Raw genomic sequence first — 9,966 nt, 5'->3', positions numbered from 1 at the left:
ACCGGCTCCCGTTCACTGCGGGAATCCGGCACCAGGCCCCTTCTTCGACGCACTCAACCCGCGAACCGGGCCATCCATGCCTCGACATCGTCCGCCGACCGCGGCAGGCCCGCTGACAGGTTCTCGTGCCCGTCGTCGGTGACGACCAGGTCGTCCTCGATCCGGACGCCGATGCCGCGCCATTCCTCGGGCACGGTGAGGTCGTCCCGCTGGAAGTACAGGCCGGGCTCGACGGTGAGCACCATGCCCGGCTCCAGCACACCGTCGACGTACTCCTCGCGACGGGCCTGCGCGCAGTCATGGACGTCCAGACCGAGCATGTGACCGGTGCCCGCCATCGTGAAGCGGCGCTGGAGACCGAGCTCGTACGCGCGGTCGGCCGGGCCTTCGATGAAGCCCCACTCGACCAGCCGAGCCGCCAGGTGACGCTGGGACGCCTCGTGGAAGTCGCGGTACGCGGCGCCCGGCTTGACAGCGGCCATGCCGGCCTCCTGGGCCTCGTACACCGCGTCGTAGACCTTGCGCTGCAGGGACGTGAAGGTCCCGCTGATCGGCAGCGTGCGCGTGACGTCGGCGGTGTAGAGGGTGTGCGTCTCCACGCCGGCGTCGAGCAGGAGCAGGTCCCCCGGACGCACCGGACCGTCGTTGTCCGTCCAGTGCATGATCGTGGCGTGCTCGCCCGCGGCGCAGATCGAGCCGTAGCCGACGGCATTGCCCTCGAGGCGTGCGCGGCGGAAGAACGTGCCCTCGATCCACCGCTCGGACGTCGCGATCGCCCGGGAGAGCTCACCGATCACATCGGTGAATCCGCGCACGGTGGAGTCCACGGCCTTGCGGAGCTCGGCGATCTCCCAGTCGTCCTTGACGAGTCGGAGATCGCTGAGCGCCTCTTCCAGTTCGGCGTCGCGCTCCTCCTCGGTGGTGACTGCGGCCTCCAGGGCCGGGTCGACACCGCGGACGATGCGGGTCGGCGCACCGGAGGCGGCGGCCAGGTCACCGGCCGCCGCGCGGACGTCGCGGCAGGGCAGGCCGAGCACGAGCTCCGACTCGGCGAGGGAGCGGCGCCGGCCCATCCACAGCTCCGCCGTGGCGCCGGTCCAGAACTCGTTGTTGTCCCTGCTGTCCCGCGGCAGCTGGTAGCAGTAGGCGTCATGACCGCCGTCCGCACGGGGTTCGAGAACGAGCGCGCCGTCCCTGACCTGGTCTCCGGTCATGTGCACATAGCCCGAGTACGGACGGAACGGGTAGGTGTCGTCGTTCGAACGGACCTTGAGATTCCCCGAGGGGATCACGAGGCGTTCGCCGGGAAAGCGCGCGGAGAGCGCGGCGCGGCGGCGGGCCGCGTGCGGAGCCTGCTCGCCGGGCCGCAGGTCGTGCCGCTCGGTGTCCGCCCACCCCGCCCGCATCAGAGCGGACAGTTCCTCGGAGATCCCTGAGTAGAGACCGTTCTTTCGGCCTTCCGCCATGTCAAACACCTTCTTCTGGGTGGGTTCCTCAGTGGCGAGGGGCCGAGAGAGCCCTGTGGACAGGTCAAGCTCCCTCCCGGTGGGGCCCGCGCGCCCTCGCTGCCGCCGGTCGCCGACGGCTCCCGGACGGTATCCCGCACGCCGCGCGTTCGGTACCAAAGACTGCCACTGGCACAGATCGGCCACAGCCCCGACGGGAGCCGTCGATAATGTCCCGTATGACGAACGCGAAACTCGGCGAGGCCCTTCGGCTTCTGGGAATCGATCACGCTGCGGTCCAGGTCTATCTGGCGCTGCTGGAGCTGGCCCCCGCCCCGCTGAGTGCGATCGGAAGAGCGGCCGGTCTGAACGGTGCGGAACTCACCGCGGCGTACGGTGCTCTGGTCGACGCCGGTCTGGCCAGTGCCGCCGAGGAGGGCGGCGACGTGGTGGCCCCGGTTCCACCCACCGCGGGCCTGGAGATCCTCGCCCGGCTCCGGGCGGCCGAGGTCGAGGAGTCGCGCATCACCGTCGGGGGCGCGTTCGAGTCGTTCCGGCGACAGCGGCTCGCCGCGTACAACGACAATCTCGTCGAGGTCGTCACGGGCGACGCCATCGGTCCCAGGATTCGTCACGCTTGGGCGAGCGCCCGCGATCAGATCCGGCAGTTCGAGTCACCGCCGTACTTTCCCTTGTCCGAGGCCACGGACGACGCGCTGGCCACGCTAGCCCGCGGTGTGACGCAGCGTGTCGTGTACTCGCGGGAGTCGCTGGAGCATCCGGGCCACCTCAAGGAGGTCATCGAACCGTGCATCAAGGCCGGCGAACAGGTCAGGGTACTGCCGTCGGTGCCGGTCAAACTCGTGATCATCGACGAGGCGTACGCGCTCGTGTCGCTGTCGATCAAGGAGGCCGACGTGCACAACACCATGCTGGTCGTGCAGCCGTGCGGCCTGCTCTCCGCGCTCGTGGCACTGTTCGAGCAGTTCTGGCAGAGCGCCCTGCCGTTCCATGGCCGCGCCACCCGCCCAGGCGGCCTGGCACCGGCCGACCGCCGCCTGCTGTGGCTCCTCGCGGGCGGCGCGGGCGATGACGTCATCGCCCGCGAGTTGGGCATCAGTCGCCGCACTCTGTTCCGCCGCCTGCAGATCCTGATGGCCCAGCTGGGCGCCGCGAACCGCTTCCAGATGGCCCTGCAGGCACAGCGCTGCGGATGGTTGTGACCCGCACGCTCCCCGGACGGGACCGAGGCGAGCAGCTCGAACATGCTCGACCGACGGCGCAGAGGACTGTCGCCGCACGGCGGACCACGTCGACCCGGCCCGATGCGAAAGTTCCGTACCTCTCCCATGACAGGCTGGAAGTGTGGAGAGTCACGTCGTCGCGCGAGGCGGTCAGTCGGCTCTCGTCCACCCGGAACGCGCCGAGCCCGGGACGACGCCACGACACCCTGATCATCAGCGTGGCGCGCCGACTCTCCGCGAGCCCTTTGGTGAGAAAGGACTCGGACTTCTCACGTCCACCACTGTAACCGGCGATCGAGGTCTCGGCCCATGTGAAGGCCGATCGGCCCGACCCCAACACCCCGCCCACGTCCGGAGATCCGAGAAACAGTGCGTAGCTCCAGTGCCACTTCGTGAGCGCGTCCGTGGCGTCACTCGTGCGGGCCGTATCAGGAGGAGCCGTCCCGCCCGCCGCGCAGGCCTTCGCTGGTGACGAAGTAGAAGACCGGGAGGAGAACGAACACCGCAATCGCCAGCAGTGGTGCGATGAACACTCCAAGAAGCCCGGCGACGGTGTAGGCAAGCGCTCCGGCCCACGAACGAAGCCGTCCGTGCCGTACGTACGTGTCCTCCACGTCAGGGTCCATCAGCTCGGGTCGCCGGGCGAGCTGATGGTAGAAGGCCACCCAGCTCAGGCACATCGCTGCGGCAAGGCCGGCGTAGAGAGCAACGGCCACCCGCGCGTCAGAGTCCGCAAGGTCGGTCTGCAGTGCGTCCGCGACCACCGCTGTGGGGAAGGACAGCGCCGCCGTGGTGAGCAGGAGAAACAGGTTGGCAGCATGTAGCCCGCGGTCCATGGCCCTGATGCGGACGAAGGCCTGGTGGTGGTTGAGCCAGATCACCGCAACATAGCCGAATGACGCCAGGTAGCCGAGGTAGGCAGGCCACTGGGCCAGCAGAGCCCGGCCAAGGCCGCCCGGCTTGTGCGGCGGATCAGCGAGGTTGAGGACCAGGAGCGTGACGGCAATGGCAAACACGCCGTCACTGAAGGCCTCGGCCCGTGTGGTCTCGGAACGAGAGAACTTGCGAGGGTAGGTACGGGACAAGGTGGCTCCTGAAGTTCTTGACTCGTGTCCGATGCGGGCGATTTCCGTCGCGGCGCATCCTCGGGGGCTCGGTCCGTCCGCCAGTTCTTGAGCCAACCACGTCCGTGCACTCCGTCGGTCCGACCGTGGCCCCGCGAGCGGGTCCGGTGCCTCTCCGGGTTCCGAGCTGCACCAGCTGCCGCTTGCAGCGGTGACGGATCATAAGTATCGGTGCCGTCTCCTTCACCCCGTCCGACGAGAAGCGTACTGTGCGCTCCCGGACAAGAAGATGGCGCGGACGGAGAAGTCAGTGCTCCGCCCGCTCGTGGCGAACCTGGGCCGCGGCTCAGCAGACTGTCCCCGGACCGAGCGGGGCGGGCAGGTCCAGCCTGCCGGCCGCGGCGGCGGGCTGTCCGCCCCGCACGAGGGCCGCGCGCTCCACGTGGTGGACGGACAGGCCGTCCCCGCCGATCCCGGCCGGGTCTCCTGGGTGGGCCAGCCGGCGCACCAGGTGCCCGGCGCCCTGCACGAGAACCTTCTCCTGGCCCGGGTCGACCCCGGCGGGCGCCTGCTGTCCCAGGGCCAGCGCAGACGCCTGGCCACCGCCAGTTCGCGCAGTTCGACGACCTCGGTCTGCACGTCGAGGCCCCGGGGGCGAGTTCGCCCTGGACCGCCTCGGCGTGACGGTCCGCAACCAGGCGGGTCGAGGACGGGGTGCTCAGCCCCGCGGAGACGGCGACGAGCTTCGTGCGGCGTTCACCTCTTCCTGGGCCTTGAGCAGCGACGCGTGCGTCGGCGCGTCCGGTACCCCGGCGGGGGCGCCCCTTCTCGAACTCCTCGCGCAGGACGGGCATCATCTCTTCGCCGAGGATGTCGAGTTGCTCCAGCACGGTCTTCAGGGGCAGGCCCGCATGATGGTCGGACGAGCGTCATGACTGTGCGTGCAGGGGTTCGAGTCCTCCAGCGCCCATCTCGGGCGAGTCCGCGTCGTGCGCTGTCGTCCGTGACGGAAGATTGCCGTCGGGGCCGACTTCAGATCCGATGCCCCGCTGCAGAAGAGGGAGTTCATCCATGGTGCAGGAGCCGATCCTGGTGTTGGCCGCGACGGGCGGGCAGGGCGGTGCCGTGACCGGCGCGCTGCTGGCCCGCGGGACCCGGATCAGGGCGCTGGTCCGCGACCCCGGTCAAAGTGCCGCGCAGCAACTGGCCGATCAGGGTGTCGACGTGGTGGCGGGTTCCCTGAGCGATGCCGGGTCGCTCGCCGCGGCCATGAAGGGGGTGGCCGGTGTCTTCGCGTTCACCACGCCCTTCGAGGCCGGTGTCGAGGCGGAGGTGGAGCAGGGGCGGGCCATCCTCGCGGCTGCGGCGCGGGAACGCGTTGCGCATCTCGTGTTCAGTTCGGTCGCCGGGGCCGACCAGGACAGCGGAGTACCGCATTTCGAGAGCAAGGCTCGCATCGAGGCGGAACTGGCCGGGGGCGATGTGCCGTACACGATCCTGGGGCCGACGTACTTCTTCGACAACGCGCTCGGCGGAGGACGGCGCATCCTCGACGGCGTGCTCGATCTGCCGCTGCCGCCCGACCGGCCGTTGCAGCAGCTCGCCCGGCCCGACCTCGGCGCGTTCGCGGCGGAAGTGCTGCTCAACCCCGCTCCGTACGTCGGGCGGCGCATCGAACTGGCCGGCGACGCGCCCACGCCCACGCAGATGGCGGCCGCGCTCGGTACGGCGCTGGGACGCGAGGTCCGCCACGAGTACGTACCGCTCGCGGCCATCGGTAATCCGGACATGCACGCGATGTGGTCGTTCTTGAACGGGCCCGGCTACCGCGTCGACATCCCCGCCCTCCATGCCGCCCACCCGGAGATCCACTGGACCGGCTTCGCCGACTGGGCGCAGCGGACCTGGGCGAGCGCCGGCTGAACCGGCCGTCCGGCGACGACCGGCTCGCCGGGCCGCGCGCACGAGCGCACACGGCGAGCCATGCCGTCCCCGGATCTCACGGATTCACGCGATGTGGCGAACAGGCCGCGCTGGGACGGTGTGTCAGGAAAGTGCACCGGCCGAAGGACGGAGAACATGTCGCCGGACTCCTCGCAGATCGCCGAGTTGGCCGCGCAGGGCCTCACCAACCGCGACATCGCTGCCCGGCTGTACCTCTCGCCCTGTCGTTCCCGCCGATACGGGGTAATCCGCACCCGGCCGTACTGATCGGCTCTACCTGCTCGTCCGCCCCGCCGAAGCGTGGGTGTTGCGCTGCTGTACCGCTGTACGTCATGGCTGCACGCGCGCCCCGGCCTTTCTACCTGCTCGTCCGCCCCGCCGAAGCGCGGGTGTTGCGCTGCTGTACCGCTGTACGTCATGGCTGCACGCGCGCCCCGGCCTTCAGCCCACACGGCGAACGAGGAGACGGTGAGTGGGCGAACGGCGTCGACCAACCTCGTGGGGCGGGGCTGGGCACCACCTGGTCAGTCCAGTGCCCACTGTGACGAGGAAAGACGTCTGGCAGGCGCTCTTGCCCGACTCTCCTGACGCAGCGTGTCGAAATCCGGGCCAGCTCCCGCCTCCGCCCAGGTACGTCCCACCTCTGTCCAGCCGTTCCGGGGCATTTCCCGGCGGAGGGAGCGAGGCGGACTTCATGTCCAGAGCTGTTCGCCGAGAGTCCCGGCGGATGCGGCGCCGGGCAGGACGTAGGCCACGGCCGAGGCCCGGTGTTGGAGGAACGGGTTGAGGGCGTCGCGGGCGGCCAGGCGGTTCTGGACGCGGGTGAACTGGGCGGGGTCGCGCATGAAGGCACAGAAGAGAAGGCCGCGGTCGATCGGGCCGTCGTCGTAGCTGTAACTGCGGCGGAGCATACGGGCACCGCCGTCGAAGCGGGGGCTGGCGAGACGCACGTGGGCGGTGGCGGGGATGACGTAGGAACCGTCGGGGTTCTTGGCGTAGATGTCCGGCTCGTCATGCTCGGCGGTGCCACTGAGGGCGACGCCGTCGCGGGCACGGCGGCCGATCACCCGGTCGCGCCGGCCCTCGGAGAGGGCCGCGAAGCCGGTGACGTCCATGCGGATCCTGCGGTAGACCAGAACGGTGCCGTCCCCGTGTGCTCCGGGTGGGCCCCAGACCCACTGCTCGGCCGCCACGTGATCGGGGTTGGCGGTGCCGTCCTTGGAGCCGAACAAGTTGCGCGGGGTGGTGCCCGGGGCCGTGTGGGGCAGGAAGCCGGACTGGCTCCAGCGCGGCACGGCGCCGGCGGCGTGTGCGGCCGTGCCGACGAGTTCGGCAACGACGGTGAGCGTCCAGCGGTCGGCTGCGCACAGCTGGACCAGAAGATCGCCGTTACTGCCGCGCGGGTCGAGGCGGTCGTCGGGGAACGACGGCAACTCCACCAGTGAGGCGGGGACGTTGAGGTCCAGCCGAGCGGCGAGAGCGGGGCCGATGCCGACCAGTGAGGTGAGCCGCGTCGCGCCACCGCCCTGGAGCCGCGGGTCCGGCGGGGCGTCGGAGGCTGCGGTGGCCAGCGTGCTGGTCAGCGCGCCGAGGACACTGCGAAGGACTTTCCGGTCGGTGGCGGCCGCGGTCTGCGGGAGGTCGAAGGACAGCAGGTGCGTCGCCGGTTGCTGGGGCGCCGTAACACCTGCCTGTCGGGCACCGTGGAAGGGAATCGCGGCCTCGGTCGGCGGGGGGCCGGCGGTGGCACGGCCGGCTGCCCGGTCGTCTCTCGCCAGTTCGTCGGCCGCCGCGCCGACCCCGGCGGCGAGCACCGCTCCGGCTGCGAGCAGTGCCCGGCGCCGCCCCAAACCGGTTGCCGCGGGTCGAGATGGATCCTGCGCATTTCCCTGTTCAGTGGGCATAGGCCTATTGGAGACGATAAAACATCTGCCATGCAAACCCTCTCTGCGGAACGCCTGTTGAACCGCTCGGCAGTCCCGACTGCGGTGTTCCGGGCGGCGCTGCGTCTGTCGGTGCTGGTCGTCTCGGTCGCGTTGGCGGCCACCGGGTGCTCCGGTACGGGGTCGAAGTCCGGCGATGCGCGGCATCCGGCGGGAAGCGTGCTGCGCGTTCCGCAGGATTTCCCCTCGGTGCAGCAGGCGGTGGACGCCGCTCGTGAGGGCGAGACGGTGCTGATCGGCCCGGGCGTGTACCGGGAGAGCGTGCGCGTCACCAAGCACCGCTTGGTGCTGCGCGGAACGGACCGCAACAAGGTGGTCTTCGACGGCGGTGTGCATCTGACCAACGGCATCACCGTGACCGGCGCCGGCTCGGTGGTCGAAAACCTCACCGTGCACGGCTACCTTGCCAACGGCGTGCTGTTCACCGGCGTCACCGACGAGCGGTTGCAGCAGCGCGGCGCCGGCGGCTCCGCCTACGACCCGCTGGACACCACCCGCTTTCCTCCCGTCCGGGGCTTCCGCGCGACCCGGGTCACGGCATACAACAACGGCCTGTACGGCATCTACGCCTTTGACGCGCGCGACGGCGTGATCGAGGACTCCTACGCCTCCGGGCACGCCGACTCGGGAATCTACGTCGGCCAGTGCAAGCCCTGCAGCACCGTCGTCCGCGGCAACACCGTGGAGCGCAACGCGGTCGGCATCGAACTGACCAATGCCTCGGACAGCCTGTCGGTGCTGGGCAATCGCGTCGTCCGCAACCGGGTCGGCGTCACAGTCAACTCCAACGACCTGGAAGCCCTCGCCCCGCAGCACGGCGCGGTGATCGCGGGCAATGTGGTCGCCGACAACAACGCCGCCGACACACCCGAGCAGGCGGACGGGGGCTTCGGCATCGGCATCGGCATCGGCGGCGGCACCGCGAACCGCGTCCAGCGCAATCTGGTCCGGGGCAATCGGGCGGCCGGAGTGGTCGTCACCGACCCGCCGGGGCATCCGGCGAGCGGCAATCGCGTGGAAGGCAACCGCACCACCGGCAATGGCATCGACCTCGTGCTGGCCTCGGCCGACCCCGGCAACTGTTTCGCGGGCAACCGGCCCGACACGCAGAGCCCGAACGGCCTGGAGGGTCGATCGGGCTGCGGCAACCGCGGTCGGGGCGCGCTGCCCACCGGCCGGACCGCGCCGGTGCAGGCGCCGCCCGGCGTCCCGTTCAGCCAGGTGCCGGCCCCACCCGCCCAGCCGTCCATGCCGGACCCGACGGCCCCGGGCAGCCCGGCGACCGGCCTGCCGGGGGCCGTCGACGCGGCCGTGTATCCGCTCCCGAAGGACGTCGACGCCGTACCGCAATCGCGCTGAACACGGTGCTGCCGTGGGCTCGTCCCCGGTCATCATGCCGCTATGAAGAATGAGTTGAGGAGGGACGCCGGCACCCACGGAGGCCGGGGCGCATCGGCACGGACATGTCAGCCGGTGGTCCACGGCGCCTCAGGGAGCTTCGCGCGGCCGTCGCGTCCGGAGAACTCCAGGGTGGTCGGGGTCCCCAGGCCCGGCATCCGCATCGTCACCCGCCGCAGGCCGCCGTCACCGTCGACCCAGTACGTCAGCGGTGACCGTCCGCCGTCGGGCCCCGCACCGGGCGTGGCGCCCTGGGCTCGCGGCCCGGCGAACCGGTCGTAGGTGCGGCCGTTGATGCGTTCGCGCTCCAGCCGGCGAGCCCCGGACTGTGCCAGCAACAGTGGGTTGTCGGGGCGGTCAGCGCCGAGCCCGATGAGCAACTGGAGTCCGGCGTCCAGAGGGTCGGTCGTGTAGGAGCGCGCGGACCAGCCCGAGCGCGGGATGTGCTCGGCCTGCTGCCAGGCCGGGCTGTTGTCTCCCTTGGGCGCGGGGGCCAGGCCGAGGCCGCCGGTGTCCCAGACGATCAGCCCGTGGTCGAGCTGCCCGGTGGCGGGGCCGGAAGCTCCGGAGGCCCCGGTGACCTGATAACTCCCCACGGCCCGGTGGGTTCGGTAGTCCACGACCCCCTTGACCCGCACCACCACTCCGCCGCCCTCGGTGGCGGTGAGGGTCACCGCCACGGGACTGGCCTGGTACAGATTCAGCCGCGACAGCGCCAGCCTGGACGCCTCCTCCATCGTCACCGGCCGCTCGGTGGCGGTGTCGTCGGAGAAGGTCCGGTAAGCGGCCAGGCCGCCCGCTGCGGCGCCGCACGCCGTGATCGCGATCAGTGTTCTCAACCAGAGGGCCCGACGCGGCGTACGACCGTCGGTCTTCCTCTTCCGTGCCATGCAGTCGCCCTCTCTCGTCGGTCGGTCACACAGGAGGG

General features: G+C 70.7%; 9 protein-coding genes and 1 pseudogene. 4 read left to right on the top strand and 6 right to left on the bottom strand.

The window, feature by feature from the left end; translation table 11 throughout:
• Positions 1 to 53 precede the first annotated feature (53 nt).
• Positions 54 to 1,466 (bottom strand): aminopeptidase P family protein, encoded by a 1,413-nt coding sequence (locus tag ACFU8Q_RS34665; RefSeq protein ID WP_384462063.1) that lies wholly within the window; start codon positions 1,464 to 1,466, stop codon positions 54 to 56.
• Between the two features lie 218 nt (positions 1,467 to 1,684).
• Between ACFU8Q_RS34665 and ACFU8Q_RS34660 the strand changes: the two genes are divergently transcribed.
• Complete coding sequence (locus tag ACFU8Q_RS34660) at positions 1,685 to 2,668, top strand: LuxR family transcriptional regulator (RefSeq protein ID WP_384462060.1); 984 nt, start codon at positions 1,685 to 1,687, stop codon at positions 2,666 to 2,668.
• A 449-nt stretch (positions 2,669 to 3,117) separates the two neighbouring features.
• Here ACFU8Q_RS34660 and ACFU8Q_RS34655 read toward each other — a convergent pair whose 3' ends face one another.
• The 3 genes and pseudogenes from ACFU8Q_RS34655 to ACFU8Q_RS34645 all read right to left on the bottom strand — a co-directional run.
• On the bottom strand, positions 3,118 to 3,774 hold the full coding sequence (locus ACFU8Q_RS34655; RefSeq protein WP_384462057.1) for a TMEM175 family protein: 657 nt from the start codon (positions 3,772 to 3,774) through the stop codon (positions 3,118 to 3,120).
• A 325-nt stretch (positions 3,775 to 4,099) separates the two neighbouring features.
• The gene (locus ACFU8Q_RS34650; protein WP_384462055.1) at positions 4,100 to 4,282 is read right to left on the bottom strand and encodes a hypothetical protein; all 183 of its coding nucleotides are present in this window, start codon (positions 4,280 to 4,282) and stop codon (positions 4,100 to 4,102) included.
• 189 nt (positions 4,283 to 4,471) lie between these two features.
• A pseudogene (locus tag ACFU8Q_RS34645) lies at positions 4,472 to 4,667 on the bottom strand (5,10-methylene tetrahydromethanopterin reductase); the annotation flags it as partial.
• 157 nt (positions 4,668 to 4,824) lie between these two features.
• Between ACFU8Q_RS34645 and ACFU8Q_RS34640 the strand changes: the two are divergent.
• A complete protein-coding gene (locus ACFU8Q_RS34640) occupies positions 4,825 to 5,676 on the top strand; it encodes an NmrA/HSCARG family protein (RefSeq protein ID WP_384462052.1) in 852 nt (283 codons plus the stop codon).
• Positions 5,677 to 5,832: 156 nt separating this feature from the next.
• Entirely contained in the window at positions 5,833 to 5,964 is a 132-nt protein-coding gene (locus tag ACFU8Q_RS34635) for a hypothetical protein (protein WP_384462049.1), read from the top strand.
• Between the two features lie 425 nt (positions 5,965 to 6,389).
• On the opposite strand, the gene ACFU8Q_RS34630 is transcribed toward ACFU8Q_RS34635, so the two are convergent.
• Complete coding sequence (locus ACFU8Q_RS34630) at positions 6,390 to 7,601, bottom strand: Dyp-type peroxidase (RefSeq protein WP_384462046.1); 1,212 nt, start codon at positions 7,599 to 7,601, stop codon at positions 6,390 to 6,392.
• Between the two features lie 30 nt (positions 7,602 to 7,631).
• Here ACFU8Q_RS34630 and ACFU8Q_RS34625 point away from each other — a divergent pair, with 30 nt between their 5' ends.
• Complete coding sequence (locus ACFU8Q_RS34625; protein ID WP_384462043.1) at positions 7,632 to 8,999, top strand: right-handed parallel beta-helix repeat-containing protein; 1,368 nt, start codon at positions 7,632 to 7,634, stop codon at positions 8,997 to 8,999.
• A 107-nt stretch (positions 9,000 to 9,106) separates the two neighbouring features.
• Here ACFU8Q_RS34625 and ACFU8Q_RS34620 read toward each other — a convergent pair whose 3' ends face one another.
• Positions 9,107 to 9,928 carry a hypothetical protein gene (locus ACFU8Q_RS34620; RefSeq protein WP_384462040.1) on the bottom strand — a complete coding sequence of 274 codons (822 nt, stop codon included), beginning with the start codon at positions 9,926 to 9,928 and terminating at the stop codon, positions 9,107 to 9,109.
• Between the last annotated feature and the right edge of the window lie 38 nt (positions 9,929 to 9,966).

It is taken from the genome of Streptomyces sp. NPDC057543, assembly GCF_042801895.1.
Lineage (GTDB): Bacteria > Actinomycetota > Actinomycetes > Streptomycetales > Streptomycetaceae > Streptomyces.
The sequence above is the reverse complement of the archived record's forward strand: the minus strand, read 5'-3'. Positions and strand labels throughout refer to the sequence as shown.

What these genes read in the sequence shown, in the direction of transcription:
- ACFU8Q_RS34630 (WP_384462046.1), bottom strand. Translation starts at nt 7,601, where the DNA reads ATGCCCACTGAACAGGGAAATGCGCAGGATCCATCTCGACCCGCGGCA.
- ACFU8Q_RS34635 (WP_384462049.1), top strand. Translation starts at nt 5,833, where the DNA reads ATGTCGCCGGACTCCTCGCAGATCGCCGAGTTGGCCGCGCAGGGCCTC.
- ACFU8Q_RS34660 (WP_384462060.1), top strand. Translation starts at nt 1,685, where the DNA reads ATGACGAACGCGAAACTCGGCGAGGCCCTTCGGCTTCTGGGAATCGAT.
- ACFU8Q_RS34640 (WP_384462052.1), top strand. Translation starts at nt 4,825, where the DNA reads ATGGTGCAGGAGCCGATCCTGGTGTTGGCCGCGACGGGCGGGCAGGGC.
- ACFU8Q_RS34665 (WP_384462063.1), bottom strand. Translation starts at nt 1,466, where the DNA reads ATGGCGGAAGGCCGAAAGAACGGTCTCTACTCAGGGATCTCCGAGGAA.
- ACFU8Q_RS34625 (WP_384462043.1), top strand. Translation starts at nt 7,632, where the DNA reads ATGCAAACCCTCTCTGCGGAACGCCTGTTGAACCGCTCGGCAGTCCCG.
- ACFU8Q_RS34620 (WP_384462040.1), bottom strand. Translation starts at nt 9,928, where the DNA reads ATGGCACGGAAGAGGAAGACCGACGGTCGTACGCCGCGTCGGGCCCTC.